Raw genomic sequence first — 16,350 nt, forward strand, 5'->3', positions numbered from 1 at the left:
AAATCCGTATCAATGATAAGCACCTTTTGATTTCATGAGAAGTCAAAAGGCGCTTTTATTTAAGAAAAACGGATCAACATCTGCCAGTCCGTGTCTTGCGTATAGCTTACAGTCTCATAGAATGCAAAGCCACGTTACCTGTTTGGATTCCAATATATTCTGCAAAATTCTTCAACCTGCTTATCAAGCAATATCAGTGCGGTGTCTTCTTCCTCCGGCTCTCCCATATATTTAGTAAGCAGAAAGAAAATAGGAGAATAAAAGCTTACTGCCATTATTTCAGGATCAATCGAAATAAAATACCCCTGTCGTGTCATTTCACGAAATAGATTTGCCTGATAAGTAATGCTTTCTTCCATAAATATTCTGTGATAAATTTTGTAGATCTCTGGAGAGTGGTACTGCTCCATCATTGCCATTCTCCAAAATCGCGAAACGAAATTATCTTTTAGATAAAATAAGAAAATTTGTCTGCTAAGAGTCCGGAGACCGTCAATGTTCAATTTTCCATACGCATTTGCTTCCGCCTTGCAGTCCCCTGAGGCCAGCCCGGCCACAGGAGAGAGTCCGGACATACGATTTTGCATTTCTCTCACTATCGTGTCAAAAATCTCTTTTTTGCTTTTGAAATGCTTATACAATGAACTGTCCTTGATTCCTACCGCATCCGCAACATTCTTTACACTGGTTCCCTTATAGCCTTTTGTGGAAAAGAGCGTCAGGGCCTCTTCGATAATTTTTTCCTTTGTTGTCATGTTGACTCCTTCAGTAGCATCTTGACCTGTGTCTCTTGTTCAAAGAGGGCACATCCGCCGGTATGCTCCCGCATCAGGTAGCCCTGCCGCAGCTTTTGAAAAAAGGGAGATTGCAAGGATTCCTGCAAAGAGGTATCAGAAACATTGACATCCGAGTACGGAGAAAACGGACAGGGCTCCGCCCCTCCAAATGCATTGATATGAAAAAATCCCCGCCCTGCTGCCAGGCAGCCTCCTGAACTTTTCTCATCTTCTGGAAAAGCAATCATTAACATATCCGAACGGCTGGCCCTGACAGCATCAAGTCTCTGGGCCATCCGTTTTCTGGCTTCTTCATCCAGCGCCAAATCAGCGGTCCGATGATCTACAGGAACATATTCCACATAAATAATTGCTTTGCAGCCGCTGACGCTCAATTCGTCGATAAAAGAATCCGATAAAACCTCCATCAGGTTCTGTTTTGTCACTGTGACGGAAGCTCCGAATAACAGCTGCCTGTTATGTAGTTCCTGCAGCGCGGAATGCAATTGTTGATAAATCCCGGCCCCGCGTCGGGCATCCGTTGTCTCGCGATTTCCCTCAATGCTTACAATCGGGATTAAATTCCGTTTCTGATCCAGCAGCTCCAGATAGTTCTGATCAAACATCGTTCCGTTTGTAAAGACCGGGAACAAAATACTTGAATACTCTCCGGCTGTTTCCAGCACATCGTGTCGAACAAAGGGTTCACCGCCGGCCAGAAGAATAAACCCTATCCCTAAATCGGCTGCCTCCTGAAAAATGCTTCCCCACTGTTCCGCTCGCAGAAGCTGTTGGGCATTTTCGGTTGAATCTTGGTCATAGCAGCTATGGTTGGCTCTCGCATAGCAGCCTTTGCAATGCAAATTACATTGTGTAGTGATACTTGCAATCAGAAACGGCGGAATATGCTGTCCGTTTTTTTGCGCGGCCTGCCGTAGTTTGATAGACCGCTTGCTCTGCGCGGCATACTTCGCCATAAAACAACTCTCTTTTGGGTTGTACAGAGTTGCTTTCAGAATACCCGATACGATATTCTCAACTCCGCCGGCCAAATACGATTCAAGATGAAAGGCTGCCTTCATTATGTTTTGCCTCCTTGAAATAAAGCTAGTAAATACTAGCTTTAAGTATAGCTAGTGAGTGCTAGCTTGTCAAGGCAAAAAACAAAGGTTAGCTTTTGTCTGACTTTTGGGGTCAACTCAAATGGGCAGCGGGGTTACTTTCATGCATGTTCGTACCTCCCGCAGGTTTCCCCGTAGCTTAAGCCGTGGTATCCTAGAAAAACACCTGAAATCCTTGGATTTCAGGTGTTTTTTGAAGGCAGGATCCGAATCTACGACCTTCGAGTTATGAGTTGTTCGTAGGTTTTCAATTATTTCTGTCTGTGTTTCCTTTCCAGTGCCTACTGACCGCAGCAGCGGCACAGATGCCACCCTCAGATCGAATAGGTCCCGATCATCTCATGGAAAATGTTCACAACGTTCTTACGAAGCTCGACAAATTCCGGACTGCTGCGATCTCTGGTCCGCGGCAAACTCACCGGAACGATCGTATCGATCTCCGCTGGCCTTGTGCTCATGACTACGACGCGGTCGCCGAGAAAGATTGCTTCCTCGATGTCGTGCGTCACCAGAATCATCGTCGTTTTTTCCGCCAGCCAGATTTTCTCAATCTCCTCTTGCATATGCACCCGCGTCAGAGCGTCCAACGCGCCGAACGGTTCGTCCAGCAGCATGACTTTGGGCTGGCAGATCAGTGCCCGTGCAATGGCTGCCCGCTGTGACATACCTCCGGAGAGCTGTGCGGGATAGGCGTCGATAAAGTCCGCCAGGCCCACCCTTTCCAGATAAAACTGCACGCGTTCTTTGTTGTGGGATTTCGATCCCGGCAGTCCCAATGCGACATTGGCGCCCACTGTGAGCCAAGGAAGAAGCCGATGCTCCTGAAAAATCATCCCACGGTCCAGACCGGGCTTTTCAATTCTGCGGCCTTCCAGCACAATTTCCCCTTCGTAGTCCTGTTCCAGACCGGAGATCAGACGCAGCAGCGTCGTCTTTCCGCAGCCGCTTGGCCCGATCAGAGATACGAATTCCCCTTTGTAAATGTTCAGGGATACGTTATTGATTGCTTTTACATCGCCGGATTTGGAAGAAAAAGTTTTTGAGGCCCTGCTGACCGTCAGCTCCGCAGAATTGTCGACTGTCATCGGTCGACGTGCTTTTCCCCCATCCGGACTCCTATTATTTTTCACCGCTAAAACCCTTTCTCCAGTGCAGCACGGACGATTCAGCCACCTTCAGCACACGATCCACCAAAAAGCCGACCAGACCGATCACCAGCATCAGCGCGATCAGCTTGTCGGACTGCAGGAAATCCTTCGCCTGCAACAGACCGTAGCCGATCCCCGTCAGCCCGCCCAACATTTCAGCTGCGACAACGGCCATCCACGCGAAGCCTGCTCCAAGGCGCAGCCCGGTAAAAATGGAAGGCAGCGCGGACGGCATCACTACCTTTGAGAGAAGCTTGAAATAACGCAGTTCCAACACCTGAGATACTTCAATATAATCCTTTGAAACGCCTCGGATTCCCTGCAGTGTGTTGACAAAGACAGGGATGAAGACCGACTTAGCGATGATCACATATTTGGACATTTCCCCGATACCGAACCACAGAATGATCAGGGGGATCCATGCGTAAAGCGGGATTTGCCGCAGTACATCCACTACGGGGCCGACCAGACGCTCTACAAACTTGGACAGTCCGCTGGCAAGCCCCAGCGACAGACCGATCAGCACTCCCCAGAAGTACCCCACCAGTACACGGATGCCGCTGTCGCGGAGATCGATTCCAAGCGTCCCATCCAGAATAATGGTTCTCAGCCCCATCAGCACCTTCCATGGGGAAGGCAGGACTACTTCGAGCAGAAGGCCCGTACCGGAGAGAATCTGCCATACGGTCAGAAGCAGCAGCGGCACGATCATCAGATTTGCATAAATTTTTATATGGCTGACAAACGGAGAGACTACGGTTCCCCGTTTGTGTGGTTTATCTGCTGCCTGCCTGCTCAATCCGAAAATGGTTGAAATAATGTTCGTCATAAGCGTCCCACCTTCCTCTTTTGCAGATACACTTTCGTCGTCAGGCATCCTGCTCTATTTCCGCGAGAGCAGCTTTCAAAAACCTGTCATCAGCCCATTTGGCAAGGTCGAAGTCCTTCGTCAGATACCCATGATCGTACAGGAACCGCTTCTGTCCTTCCAGAGCAAGAAGGGCCTGCTCGGACAGGTTCGGTGCAAGATCCTTATGGAAGTTGAAGGGCAGGGATGTCGTCACCTCGCCGGGGGTGCCGTGCAGCTGGCGGGTAAAGAGCTCCAGCACCGCCGGGTAGTTGCTCTGCGCCCATTTTGCCGCAAGAAGGGCCTGCTTCACATACTCCACCACAATTTCCGGCGCCTCCTCAGCCAACTGACGGCTGACCGTCAACGCATTCGGGTAAGAATTGTTGATTGGCAGTACCAGCGCCGGGTCTGCGCTAAGCTCATAGATCGGCTTGAATTTTCCGGTTGCCAGCAACCGTTGGGCAAAGACACCGCCCGCGTAAATCGCGTCCACCGTACCGGCCTCCAGCGCGTCGGCCTCCACCTGTCCCAGACTGTTCTTGTGGTCCGGACTGCCGGAGGAAAAGGACACGTTGGCAGAGAGATGCACAAACTCCCCCTCCGCAGCGGCGACCCCACGCGCCGAAAGAGCCGTTTCAAAGCCATGCTCTACGGTCGCCCGGTAAAAATCAATGATCGCATCCGCATTCACCGGCACGCCGAGGCGCAGGCCACGGAGCTGCTCGACAAAATCCACCCCGGAATCGTTCCGAACCAGGATAAATTCACGATGCGGTAAAAAGGCTAAGCCGATCAAAACAACATCCGCGTCGTTGGATTTGGCCCAGATGGGTGGAATATTTCCACCTTCCCGGAACAGGGCCGGGTCCTGATAATCGAAATGAACATGCCACTGGTCACGTGGCAGGCTTTGCAGCAGGGTAGGTTTTACGCCGCGTTTCTTAAAAGCCGTCTGCAAAAACTCTTCACGGTTGGCCGAAAGGAAACTGGCGTTTCCCACCGGGCAGATCGTATAACGAAATTCCTGAATAGACATGGCGTTACGCCTCCTTCTTTTGTTCGGAATGAATTTCAGCCAACGCCGCTTTCAGAAAGCGATCGTCCGCCCATTTGGCAAGGTCGAAATCCTTCTTCAGATACCCGTGGTCGTACAGGAACCGTTTCTGCCCCTCGAGCGCCTGCAGGCTTTCCTGCGAAAGGTTGGGTACGAGCTCCCGGTAAAAGCCGTTGGAGTGGGAGGAAACGGTCTGACCGACCGTGCCGAACGTCTCCTTTGCAAGCAGTGCCAGCGCCTCTTCTCGGTTCGTTTTTGCCCACTCCGCCGCGAGGAGCAGCTCCTTGACGTAAGCGGTCACCACCTCTGGAAATTCCTCCGCCAAATAGCGGCTGACGGTCAGCGCGTTGGGGTATTCGTTGTTGATCGGGGAAAGCTGAGACGGATTCGCGGCGATGTCGAAAATCACCCTGTATTTTCCGGTGTCGAGCAGCTTCTGCGCCCGCGAGCTCTTGACATAGATAGCGTCCACCTCGCCGCGGTCGAGCGCCGCTTCCTCCTCAGGCACTGAGCGGTCCCTCGACCAAGGGGGAACGGACACGAAGTCCCCCTCCGCATGCACCGCGACAAAGTTCGCTTCCTTGAGTGAAACGCCGCGTGCGGCCAGCGCAAGGGCGAAACCATGTTCCGCCGACGCCCTGTGAAAATCGATCAGAGCCGCAGGATGGACTGGAATCCCGATCTTGAAATCGCGGAGTTGTTCCACAGAATCGATCGGGGAATCCGCCCGCACAAGGATGTACTGTTTCTGCCGCAACAACGCAAGGCCGATCAGCACGACATCCGCATCGTTGGATTTCGCCCAGATGGGCGGAATGTTCCCTCCCTCCCGGAACAGAACGGGGTCCTGATAATCAAAATGCGCCTTCCAAAATGGCTGGGGCAGGCTTTGCAGCAGCACCGGCGTCACATCCAGCTTTTTCAGTCCTTCCACCAGTTTGTCGCGGTTGGCCGCAAGGTAGCTGGAATTCCCCACGGGGCAGATCGTATAATGAATTTCTTTAATTGCAGCGTATGCCATAAATCATTTCTCCTTTACTGGTCGAAATATTGGGAGGCAAACAGCTTTGTTACTTCAACCTGTTTGCCGGCCTCGATGTCTTTATGTTCTACGAGCCAGTCCTGCATGGTCTTTGTTTCCGCTTCGATCTCTTTCAGATTCCTGTTGGAGTTCCATGCGGTGCCCATGCGGTCCCATGTGAATTTGGAAATGTTTGCGGGCACACGGCTGACACCCTGTACAATGGACGAAGCATCATCCGCGTTTTGAAGCATCCACTGTTCTGTACTATCCTGTAAGGCAATGTACGCCTTCGTGATATTTGGATATTTTTCTGCAAACTCAGAAGATGTGAAGGTCACTGTCACGCCGCCGCCGTTGATATACACTGACTGCTGTGAGGGATTGGCGATTTCACGCGCGGAGCCGTCGATCAGCATTGCAGCAATGTCGGTGAGCGGATGGGCAGAGATTGCGTCCACCTGCTTGGACAGCAGGGCCGTTTTACTTTCGCTGGAGGGAATATTGACATAGGTCCAGTCCTTCCCCTCTTCCCATCCCTTGTTTTCCGCCAGCTCATACAGCACCATGTACGGGCAGCCGGCGCGCCAGCTGGCAATTTTCTTTCCCTTTAAATCGTCAAAGGTTTTGATCGGGGAATCCTTTGGGACAATGATGCTGGCAATTTTCGGCTCCGGATGTTGGGAGACCTGAACCGCCGTCAGGTCCGCGCCTTGCGACCGGTAAAGCAGGTAGGGGTACAGCATCCGGTTCGCAAAGTGCAGATCATTGCGGGCGATCAGCTGCGCTTCATTTCCCAGCGTGCCCTGTACAATTTCCACCTTGACACCATTGTTTTCAAAAGTTTCTTTAAACCAGCCCTTTTTGTCAGCCACATACGCCCAATCGCTGGCAGCTATTTTTAGGGTCGGAAGTTTTTCGAGCGCGCCGGCCGCGGTTTTATCGGAGGAGGTCGGAGCGGTCGAGGAGGCTTCCGAAATTGCCGTGCTGGAGACAGCAGACGGCTGGCCCGCGGCACAGCCCGTGAAAAGTGCTGTAACCAAAGCGACAGCAACTGCAGCCGCAGGGATTCTTTTTTTCATGTTATGATTCTCCTTTATTCTCGTAGTTGATTGAGAAACGACGTTTTTCCTGCGACAGCTCCGCTGCCACATCCACAAAATTCGGATTTGCTCCAGCTTCATAGGAAAACCACACCTCCTGTGCTGTTTGTTCAATACTCAAGGCTTCCGGTTTTTACGTTACATACTAAATATATATGCTTATTATAATATGCCTGATCTTCTGTTTTAACAATAGAATAAATTTTGATCTACCATAGACGATATTTACCCATTTGCCCCACATCTGCCGGTTCCGATTTCCATTCTCGGCTTCCGAAGTCTAAAAAGGCAATGGCTGCCAAAAATGATAATTACGATTGTACTGATATGTTTTCTTTGCAAAAAGAAAAGCACCTCTGAAGAGGTGCTGGACAGACGAATTTATTTGGTTATAACCAGGTTTAAAAAGTGTCGGAACTGCAGTGGATTCTGTTCTACTGATTGTAAGCATAATTTTCTTTTCGGTTTTCGATACTCTCTTATCCCTGGCGGCTTATAAGTGAAATCTGCGCTGAATTTCAGCTAAAAGCGCTTTTCCCTCAAAAAACAATAAAGCGGCAAGAAAAATAATAGTGGAAACAAAACAGACAAGCGTTGGAATGATAATATGAATTTTGCCCATTACCAGCAAAGTAAAAGACAAAAGCCCAAACACACAATCGATGATTAAATACAGAATGTAATTCTGTATGTCGAGTTTCCTGACTTTCGCAATCACAGCCATTGCATTCATGGCCCCGGTGCAAAGGATGGGAAGCACATAGTCCAACGACCAGCCGTGAAATCCTGTGAACCGGTCCCAGACAAAGGCCAGCACGGATAGAAGACCTACCTGCCATAAAATGGTTTTGGGGATATTCTTTCTCTTTTTGAGAACCAGTGCAAGAGAAATCCAGATGCTTCCAATTCCCCCTAGGACAAACAGAAACCACCAGCCCCCGGACGGCAGAATCAGATTGATCGCAGTGCTGATTGCCGCCGCGGCGACTGAACCGAATGCAAGCCATACCAGCAGAATCTGTTCTGTTTCTCTACGCGGTGGAATCATAGGGAACACATTCCCGGCTTCTTCCGGAGTTCCCGTCAGCTTACCCTTGCACAGGGGGCAGCAGCCATATTTCCCCGGCAAATGGATTCCGCAGTTTTTACAATACATCATCGCTTTCTTCCCTCAATTGCTCTAAATTGGAGTTGATTTCAATCCCGATCCCAAAATCCGCCAGTCTCCGGAAAAAACACCGAGGGATGCCGGTGCTTTCCAGCCGCGCGGAATAGCTGACGGTCAGCGTGTCCCCAAATGAACAAAGGCAGATCTGCGGACGCCGGGTGCTGACCATAACGCTGAAAAGCCGTATATGGGCATCCATCCCCGGGGGCATTGCGATTTTGCCGAGATTGGAAATTGCGGCCGTGTCCTCCCCCTCCGCATGCTGTCCCGCCAGCTTCAGGCAAGGAATTTTAATTTCCAAAGGGATTGCCTTGATCAGAACATTATTCTCAAGAGCGCAATAGTGGTTTATGATCCCTCTCATGGTTTCAGAGCTCAGCTGTTCTTTAAAAGCGCGTTTGACATTTTCCAGCACCTCAAGAAAAGAATCCCCGTCCTTCTTAAAATGATGGGCAACATGGATGATCCCGAAAAAATTGCGCGCCGTCTGCGTTTTAAAATAGTTTCTAAGATCGACCGGAACCGTGATTACCACAGGGCGCACACAATCTCTGACAGTCATTCCGTCGTGAACGGAACAAATCAGCTGCGCCGTCAGGAACTCTGTCAAAGAAGCACGGTATTCATGGGCAATCGCCAATACGGATTTCACCGACAAAACGCCTTCCATGATCCCGAGGCGGTTTCCCGGCAGTTGGGGGCCTCCAATGCGGTAAGCCCGTTCCGCCTTCCGACTCCGGATATTTTGATCCTTATCGTAATACTTTTCGAATGCGTCCTGCCGAATCTGTTCCTGGGAAGAAGCATCGTCGTCGAGAGAAACGCCTTCCCCCGCCGAACCCGGATGCTTTCCGGCCAGATAAAATGAAACCAGGGTTCGCAGAAAAAGCAAGGCCCCCATGCCATCTGCCAATGCGTGAAAAACCTCCAGATTGATCCGCTTTTTATAATAACACACCCGGAACAGCAGGTCCGGCCGGTCCGCGCTGTAGATCGGAGCGCAGGGATGCTGATCTTCCTCTTTTACGGCCGGATGCAGAGTGCTTTCCTCAAAATAATACCAGAACAGGCCTTTTTTCAGGATGGATCGATAGAACGGAAACTGCGCCGTCGTCTGGTCAAGAGCACGTTGGAGAATTCTTGCGTCCACCGTTTCATATAGCTCACAGGCAAAACGGAAGACTTTAGGATCCCGGCTTGAGCTGGTCGGCGGGAAAATCTTAGCGGCATTGTCCAGTCTGGTCCATTTTCTGATCACTCTCATGGCAAGACGTCCCTCCAGACAAAAATCGATTGATTACTTGATACGCCCGCTTGACATGAATAAAACGGGGAGGCAACATCAGAAATGCGTGCAACGCGTCTTTCATCCGATAGATTTCGACGTCATTGCCGGCATCCCGAAGCTTTTTTCCGTAGAATTCCCCCTCATCCCGCAACGGGCAGAATTCAGCCGTGATAATCAGCGTACGGGGTTGATTTGACAGATCATTTGCCAGGAGAGGGGCAAAATACGGATTGCTAAAATCCTTTTTCGAACTGCTGTACAGCTTCATAAAGCTCTGGATGCGTTTGGAGGTCAGCAGATATTCCGTTCCGTTTTCCCTGACCGAAGGAAACGGGGAACCGTCGCCGTGATCGTTGAAGACGGCGGGATACATCAAAATCTGACGCCGGGGCAGGAATTCCCCTCTGTCGCGTGCCATCAGGGAAACGACGGCGGCAAGATTCCCTCCGGCACTGTCGCCGATCAGCGTAATCTTCTCCGGATCGACAGGAAGAATGCGCCCCGCAAAAAATTCTTTCGCGGCAGCATAGCAATCCTCCGGAGCGGAGGGAAAACGGAATTCCGGCGCCAGCCGGTAATCCACGGAGGCCACCACATGCCCCGTCGCTTTTGCAAGATCGGCGCAGACGCCGGTGTAGTTTTCGATTCCGCCGGTCACCCATCCGCCTCCATGAAAAAACAAAAGCAAGGGGAACGGCCCGACGCCGCGGGGCTGAAAGATACGTACGGGGACATGATGATTCCCACATGTGATTTTCCGGTCCCACATCTCGTAATCTGTGGGCATTCCCCGCAGCCTTGCCATGAGAAGCTCGACCCGACGTTCGGCCTTATAGCTTTTTTCCACATCAGGATTTAAAGCGGTCATTGCTTTCAAAGCCGCGCGCATTGCCCTGTTGATTGCCAATTCAGCACCCCCTGTTATTAGACCTCGTTTGAAGAATCAAGGAACTTGTCTGTTCCGGCTAAAATTGTACCGCCCAGCGCCAAAAATGCCCGGAATAAGGTGGCACAATTTTGTCCGAAAAATCCATCGTTTTTTATTTATCAAACAAGGTCCAGAAAGGACACAATCGCCGCATTCCCCGGAAAGGTACCGACGGTTATCCGAAAGGAATAAAATCGATTCGGTGTCCCATAAGTGTACCGCGCGCTTATGAACACTATATTGCGTGATCTTCCGAATATTATAACATGTTAAGTAAGTCAAGAAAAAATGAAAATTTGGCGTCTCCGTTTATTATACCATTCCTGACCCTAAATGTCTCCAGCGCCATGACAGAAATGTAGGTGATTTCTTGACAGGAGTTCGCCCTGGATGATCAAGTCCAATACCGACCTGATCGTACTGAGGAACTTTTACAGAATTTGAAAACTCAATTTGTGCCAAGGCCTTGACAGTGCCAAGACTCTTGTGGACATAATTACTTAGCAGAAAATAGGCCTCGTGGGTCCCACGAGGCCTATTTTCTGTCCGTTTTCTTTTTCATAGATTTCTCTCCGTTGACCACTCTGAATTGCCGGCATAATTGCTTTTTCCACAATTTCCGTATATATTGTGAATAGAAAAGTCCAATGATGTAAAACATCTTCATAAAATCTTAAGACTTTCATAAGGAAAATAAAAGGACTCCCTTTTGTCCTTTGCCTTATGATTAGTCATGGAAGTTTGGCAAAAAGGAGCGATGAACCGTATGGGCACTGATATTTTGGTCGTAGACGATGAGCAGGCCATAGCCGATTTGGTAGAGGTATACTTAAAAAATGAAGGATTTACCGTGCATAAATTCTATAACGGTGAGGACGCCCTCCGGAGCGTGGAATCAGAACAGATTGACCTTGCGATTCTCGACGTAATGCTGCCGGACATTGACGGGTTTGCCCTCTGCCGGAAGATTCGCGAGAAACACAATTTTCCCGTTATTATGCTGACTGCAAAAGAGGAAGAAGTGGATAAAATCACCGGCCTGACGCTCGGAGCAGACGATTATGTGACAAAACCATTTCAGCCTCTGGAACTTGTCGCCCGAGTAAAAGCGCAGCTTCGAAGGTTTACCCGATACAATGCAAGTGAGTCGGTAAAGGAAGAGTCCATCCTTTCATTTTCTGGATTGGTTTTAAATCAGGATACGCATGAATGTACGCTCAACGAAAAGCCGCTGTCTCTCACACCAACTGAATTTTCCATTCTTTGGGCCCTTTGTTCCAATTGCGGACGGGTAGTCAGTTCAGAAGAATTGTTCCGGGAAGTCTGGGGCGAAAAATACTACAGCAACAGCAACAACACCGTCATGGTTCATATCAGACATTTAAGGGAAAAAATGCACGACAGCGCAGAACATTCCAAATATATCAAAACTGTATGGGGGGTTGGCTATAAAATTGAAAAATAACAAAAAGTATAATTACACAAACCTAAAAAGAAAAGTATTTTTGCAAATGCTTCTGATCACAGTTGCCGCCGCTGTGACTGTTTATCTATTGCGTTATATCCTGAATGGACAGATCGGAGATCGTATCGTTCGATTTTTAGTCAACGCTTTTCATTTTAAAAATTCGGATGCACTGACAATCTATCAGTTGGTGATCCGCAACAATATGGACATGATTCTTTTTGTTGTAATTCTAATATTCTTAGTCATTCTTTTTCGATTTCCTGTTTCTTGGTTTACAAAATATTTCGATGAAGTCAGTGCCGGAGTGGATAAACTTGCTGAGGAATCCGATGAAGAAATTACATTATCGCCGGAATTGGATTTTATGGAAAATAAACTTAATCAGATAAAAAATAACTTGGAAAAACAAAAGAAAGCCGTGGTTGATGCCGAGCAGCGCAAAAATGATTTGGTAGTTTACTTGGCTCATGATATAAAGACGCCTCTGACCTCCGTTATTGGATACTTAAGTCTTCTGGATGAAGCTCCTGATATGCCTCCTGAACAAAAGGCAAAATATGTCGGTATTACCTTGGAAAAAGCTTATCGATTAGAGCAGCTTATAAATGAGTTTTTTGAGATCACAAGATTTAATATTCAAAAAATTATTTTGAATAAAGAAAAAATGAATTTACTGTTCATGCTCCAGCAGATGGCAGATGAATTCTATCCAACGCTGACTCCACAAGGAAAGCAGGTGTCAGTCAATGTGCCTGACGGGCTCACTCTGTGGGGTGATGCAGACAAGCTGGCCCGTGTGTTCAACAACATTCTGAAAAATGCGATAGCCTATAGCTATGAAAACAGCGTCATTGATATCTCCGCTCAGCAGCAGGATAAAAATGTTATTATAACTTTTACGAATCAAGGTAATCCTATCCCGCGAGAAAAACAGGAAACGATATTTGAGAAATTTTTTCGGCTGGACACATCCCGTTCTACCAATACTGGCGGTGCCGGGCTTGGACTGGCTATTGCCAAAGAAATCATAAACGCGCATGGAGGCAATATTTTCGTGCAAAGTAATACAGAAAAGACAGTCTTTACTGTCATGCTTCCACGAAAGTAAAGAAAACCCGGCTTGCGCCGAGCTTTAGCGAGAGTGGAAGCCACTGGTTGCACTTATGCTTGGAAAGTACATAACACAAAGAAAGGACAAGTTATCCACTTAAGTCAGATAGCTTGTCCTTTTGTAATAAATTGTACTAAATAATTACATACCCAAATATAGATCTTAAAAATGGGATCAACAAAGATCTTAAAAACGGGTAAAACACAAAGAATATACCGGCGAATGCGCTGGCCATATAAAAGCGTTCCTCTTCACGAAGGAGCAAGGGAATTTTTTCGATATTGGTACTTTGGACAGAAACCTTCTCCTGTAATTTTGATAAATGTTCTTTCAGCAGCCTAAAAATTACCCATCCGATTAACGTTCCGAGCGTATTCATCAGTAAATCATCAATATCCGTTACTCTTCTATTGAACAATTGACTCAATTCTATTATAAGAGAGAATGTAATACCGGATAATGCTGTTTTCCATAGCACTTCATACTTTTTCCAAATACATGGAAGCATAAATCCAAGAGGTATAAAAAGCAATATATTTTCTATGTATGGGCGAATACCCTCTGTAATCCAAAAAAATGGAATCAGATTAATCTCATCCGATGGAAAATTCAACCCCTTGGGGGTTATTATTCCAAAGCTGTTATGAACAATATCCATTATGGAAGGAATACCAGTAAAACTTAGTACACCAGTAAGGTAGTCCACAAAAATATATACGACTACAATATGTTCAATTGACAGTTTATAGCCCATCTTTTTGATTTGAGAGGTCAGTAGTATATGGTATGGAATCAAGAATGGCAAAGTACTAATAAACCATGTAATCGACACTATAATAAACATTAAAATCCTAATGATCACTAAATTCACCTCCGTTATAATTAACTTGTTTATTATAGGTTATTTAAAAAAGAAATGTCTTAATAAAACCTTAAGATATTGTGATTTTCTCCATAATAAGTTTTATTACACTATTAAGTTGCAGTAGTGTCGTAAATAACATAAATGTCACAGTAAAGCTCCCAGCCGTAAGAAAATCTTAAGAAATTCATAAGACAGAATTCCAACATTCCAGACGAATTTATAGTTGAATAGAGGTAATGAAAAACCAAGGAGCTGTTTTACCGTTGCATTACAGAAAGAAAAAATCCGGTTGCCTGTTCGTTGTTTTGATCGCAATTGTTCTTGTCCTGGCATTTAAATTTGGACTGTCCGTTATGAACAATATAACAAAAAAGAGCGTTTCTTCTGTTCATTCCGTTGCTTCCAGTTCGCCCCTTACTTTGATACCGCAAAGATCCGACACACCTGTCTCTATCGACACGGGAAACCTGCACAGCCCTTGCGCGATTCTTGTCCGGATGAGCGACAAAGCCATGCTGATGCAGAAGCAGAGTGACAAAAGGATTTATCCCGCTTCGCTGACTAAAATGATGACAGTTGTTGCGGCCATCGAAAATATTCCGGATCTGCAAAAGAAGATCGAACTCTCTTCCTCCATTTTCCAGCCGTTTTATAAAGCCGATGCTTCTATGGCGGGGTTTCAGCCCGGAGAAAAAGTCCGGGCCATCGATCTTCTGTACGGCGCTATGCTGCCGAGCGGAGCGGAGTGCTGTGTGGGACTTGCGGATAAAATTTCCGGTTCAGAACAAAACTTTGTAAAAAAAATGAATCAGAAAGCAGAACAGCTCGGCATGAACAACACCCATTTTGCCAACTCGACCGGGCTGCAAAACGAAAACCACTACACAACTGTGAAAGATCTATCGCTTCTTCTCGTTTATGCACTCCAAAATAAAACATTCAGGGAAATCTTCACTTCTTCCCGCCATTCAACAACAGCCACCAATAAACACCCGGACGGCATTACGTTTACAAGCACCCTGTCTCAAAGCCTGAAGGATCAGACGCTTCGGGGCGGAGAGATTCTCGGTGGGAAAACGGGGTATACCGATGAGGCCGGGCTTTGCCTCGCCAGTCTCGCTCAAATTGATGGAAAGGAATACATTCTTGTAACTGCCGGAGCCAAGGGGGACCACAAGACCGAGCAATACAACATTGACGACGCATATGAAGTGTATAAAAATTTAAATTAAAAAGCGTTCTCTCCTTTTGAAAACAGATACCCCATATGACAGGCGGGATTTTTATATTTCAGGAACAATAAAAGAATAAGAATTTCATAAGAAAACATTAAGGGTTTGATAAGAGCAAATTCCAATATTGCCTGCCTGATTTCGGTAGATAGAATTGCCGAATCGGGCAGACTTTTCTATTCCTGAAAGGGGGCGCGGACTAATTTGAAATAGTATACGATAAAAGCAAAGAAGAAATATAAAAGGATAAATCTCAATCATGGCTAAAGCGGAAATTACAATTTATGGATGCGGGCAGGACGAGGCCGTTTTGTTCCGGGAGATGGCGCCTCGATTTGACGTTATGCCGAGGATCACGGATGCAGCGATATCTGAAGTTAACGTTGAACTGGCATGCAGATACAAACCATCTTCTGAATCGTCGGCATATCGGGCAGATGAAGCACGGCGCGTTGATTATCAATACCGGACGCGGTTCACTTATTGATACCGAGGCTCTTATTCCAGCGTTGGAAAGCGGCATCAGCCGTAATTCGGTGCGGGAGGCGATCAGGACTCTGGATATCATGGGTGTCATCACCAGTCAGCAAGGGGCGGGAAATTATCTGACCGGTAATTTTGAGTACAATCTGGTGGAAACCATGTTTATGATGTTTCTGCTGGGTCAGATCGATCATAAGCAGATCAGTCAACTTCGTCGCTCTCTGGAGCTTCAGGCTCTGCTGCTTTCCATGGACAATATCTCGGAACGGGAGGCAGGCAGGCGACCTCTCGGCAAGCGTGGCGGAACTGGAGCATGTGATAGAAGCAAACATCCTTCTGGATATAAAGCTGCATTTTACCATTGCAAAGGCTTCCAGGAATACTTTGATTATCAATATCCTTCAGGCCCTGTCTGATGTAGAAAATCGCTTTTTCTCATAATTCGGAACAATATCGCAGATTGTGGATGCGCCTGTAAAAAGAGGGGGAAAAGCCGGAATCTCAATACGATTTTATTTCTATACATCAATCAATACAGATCCATACAAACTTGCGAATCTGGAGGGGTTTTTATGTCAAATCTATTCTTCATATAGGTTGCTCACATGCGGCCGGGCGTTATGAAGTGGATCTTAATTGCAATTTTGAAAGGCAATTCTGAGTCCTAAATTATAAGGGCGTTAAAAGCTTATTGTTGCAATGAAGTATTCATGCGCATTCAGAGAAAGTCTGAA

General features: G+C 47.3%; 14 protein-coding genes and 1 pseudogene. 4 read left to right on the plus strand and 11 right to left on the minus strand.

Annotated elements, in window-relative coordinates; all coding sequences use genetic code 11:
* Positions 1–134: 134 nt before the first annotated feature.
* From ACRQU7_RS15200 to ACRQU7_RS15245, 10 genes are all read right to left on the minus strand, one after another.
* Complete coding sequence (locus tag ACRQU7_RS15200; protein WP_444641620.1) at positions 135–755, minus strand: TetR/AcrR family transcriptional regulator; 621 nt, start codon at positions 753–755, stop codon at positions 135–137.
* Complete coding sequence (locus ACRQU7_RS15205; RefSeq protein WP_444641621.1) at positions 752–1,858, minus strand: radical SAM protein; 1,107 nt, start codon at positions 1,856–1,858, stop codon at positions 752–754. Before ACRQU7_RS15205 ends, ACRQU7_RS15200 begins: the two co-directional genes overlap by 4 nt.
* A gap of 353 nt (positions 1,859–2,211) precedes the next feature.
* Positions 2,212–2,982, minus strand: coding sequence for an ABC transporter ATP-binding protein (locus ACRQU7_RS15210; protein WP_444641622.1), 771 nt, complete (start codon positions 2,980–2,982; stop codon positions 2,212–2,214).
* 34 nt (positions 2,983–3,016) lie between these two features.
* Positions 3,017–3,874, minus strand: a complete 858-nt coding sequence (locus ACRQU7_RS15215; RefSeq protein WP_444641623.1) for an ABC transporter permease — start codon at positions 3,872–3,874, stop codon at positions 3,017–3,019.
* A gap of 40 nt (positions 3,875–3,914) precedes the next feature.
* Positions 3,915–4,931, minus strand: a complete 1,017-nt coding sequence (locus tag ACRQU7_RS15220; RefSeq protein WP_444641624.1) for an ABC transporter substrate-binding protein — start codon at positions 4,929–4,931, stop codon at positions 3,915–3,917.
* A gap of 4 nt (positions 4,932–4,935) precedes the next feature.
* On the minus strand, positions 4,936–5,970 hold the full coding sequence (locus ACRQU7_RS15225) for an ABC transporter substrate-binding protein (RefSeq protein WP_444641625.1): 1,035 nt from the start codon (positions 5,968–5,970) through the stop codon (positions 4,936–4,938).
* A gap of 14 nt (positions 5,971–5,984) precedes the next feature.
* A complete protein-coding gene (locus ACRQU7_RS15230; RefSeq protein ID WP_444641626.1) occupies positions 5,985–7,052 on the minus strand; it encodes an ABC transporter substrate-binding protein in 1,068 nt (355 codons plus the stop codon).
* Between the two features lie 514 nt (positions 7,053–7,566).
* On the minus strand, positions 7,567–8,232 hold the full coding sequence (locus tag ACRQU7_RS15235; protein WP_444641627.1) for a DUF6320 domain-containing protein: 666 nt from the start codon (positions 8,230–8,232) through the stop codon (positions 7,567–7,569).
* Complete coding sequence (locus tag ACRQU7_RS15240) at positions 8,219–9,505, minus strand: hypothetical protein (protein ID WP_444641628.1); 1,287 nt, start codon at positions 9,503–9,505, stop codon at positions 8,219–8,221. Before ACRQU7_RS15240 ends, ACRQU7_RS15235 begins: the two co-directional genes overlap by 14 nt.
* On the minus strand, positions 9,462–10,430 hold the full coding sequence (locus ACRQU7_RS15245; RefSeq protein WP_444645609.1) for an alpha/beta hydrolase: 969 nt from the start codon (positions 10,428–10,430) through the stop codon (positions 9,462–9,464). Before ACRQU7_RS15245 ends, ACRQU7_RS15240 begins: the two co-directional genes overlap by 44 nt.
* A gap of 793 nt (positions 10,431–11,223) precedes the next feature.
* On the opposite strand from ACRQU7_RS15245, the gene vanR reads away from it, so the two are divergent.
* Both vanR and ACRQU7_RS15255 read left to right on the plus strand, forming a co-directional pair.
* Positions 11,224–11,922: a VanR-ABDEGLN family response regulator transcription factor gene (vanR, locus tag ACRQU7_RS15250; protein ID WP_038326344.1), complete on the plus strand. Its 699-nt coding sequence runs from the start codon at positions 11,224–11,226 to the stop codon at positions 11,920–11,922.
* Positions 11,900–13,033 carry a sensor histidine kinase gene (locus ACRQU7_RS15255; protein ID WP_444641629.1) on the plus strand — a complete coding sequence of 378 codons (1,134 nt, stop codon included), beginning with the start codon at positions 11,900–11,902 and terminating at the stop codon, positions 13,031–13,033. Before vanR ends, ACRQU7_RS15255 begins: the two co-directional genes overlap by 23 nt.
* Before the next feature lie 136 nt (positions 13,034–13,169).
* Here ACRQU7_RS15255 and ACRQU7_RS15260 read toward each other — a convergent pair whose 3' ends face one another.
* Positions 13,170–13,898 (minus strand): VanZ family protein, encoded by a 729-nt coding sequence (locus tag ACRQU7_RS15260; RefSeq protein ID WP_444641630.1) that lies wholly within the window; start codon positions 13,896–13,898, stop codon positions 13,170–13,172.
* A gap of 239 nt (positions 13,899–14,137) precedes the next feature.
* Here ACRQU7_RS15260 and ACRQU7_RS15265 point away from each other — a divergent pair, with 239 nt between their 5' ends.
* A complete protein-coding gene (locus tag ACRQU7_RS15265; protein WP_444641631.1) occupies positions 14,138–15,133 on the plus strand; it encodes a D-alanyl-D-alanine carboxypeptidase family protein in 996 nt (331 codons plus the stop codon).
* A gap of 284 nt (positions 15,134–15,417) precedes the next feature.
* Positions 15,418–15,654 (plus strand): annotated as a pseudogene (locus ACRQU7_RS15270) (NAD(P)-dependent oxidoreductase); the annotation flags it as partial.
* Positions 15,655–16,350: the final 696 nt, after the last annotated feature.

The sequence above is a fragment of the Caproiciproducens puteiluti genome (assembly GCF_052442865.1).
In the GTDB taxonomy this organism is placed as follows: domain Bacteria; phylum Bacillota; class Clostridia; order Oscillospirales; family Acutalibacteraceae; genus Caproiciproducens.

Bases quoted from the DNA above. Each gene is read 5' to 3' on its own strand.
- ACRQU7_RS15210 (WP_444641622.1), bottom strand. From the start codon at position 2,982: ATGACAGTCGACAATTCTGCGGAGCTGACGGTCAGCAGGGCCTCAAAA.
- ACRQU7_RS15205 (WP_444641621.1), bottom strand. From the start codon at position 1,858: ATGAAGGCAGCCTTTCATCTTGAATCGTATTTGGCCGGCGGAGTTGAG.
- ACRQU7_RS15230 (WP_444641626.1), bottom strand. From the start codon at position 7,052: ATGAAAAAAAGAATCCCTGCGGCTGCAGTTGCTGTCGCTTTGGTTACA.
- ACRQU7_RS15265 (WP_444641631.1), top strand. From the start codon at position 14,138: ATGAAAAACCAAGGAGCTGTTTTACCGTTGCATTACAGAAAGAAAAAA.
- ACRQU7_RS15200 (WP_444641620.1), bottom strand. From the start codon at position 755: ATGACAACAAAGGAAAAAATTATCGAAGAGGCCCTGACGCTCTTTTCC.
- ACRQU7_RS15240 (WP_444641628.1), bottom strand. From the start codon at position 9,505: ATGAGAGTGATCAGAAAATGGACCAGACTGGACAATGCCGCTAAGATT.
- ACRQU7_RS15235 (WP_444641627.1), bottom strand. From the start codon at position 8,232: ATGATGTATTGTAAAAACTGCGGAATCCATTTGCCGGGGAAATATGGC.
- ACRQU7_RS15225 (WP_444641625.1), bottom strand. From the start codon at position 5,970: ATGGCATACGCTGCAATTAAAGAAATTCATTATACGATCTGCCCCGTG.
- ACRQU7_RS15220 (WP_444641624.1), bottom strand. From the start codon at position 4,931: ATGTCTATTCAGGAATTTCGTTATACGATCTGCCCGGTGGGAAACGCC.
- ACRQU7_RS15215 (WP_444641623.1), bottom strand. From the start codon at position 3,874: ATGACGAACATTATTTCAACCATTTTCGGATTGAGCAGGCAGGCAGCA.
- vanR (WP_038326344.1), top strand. From the start codon at position 11,224: ATGGGCACTGATATTTTGGTCGTAGACGATGAGCAGGCCATAGCCGAT.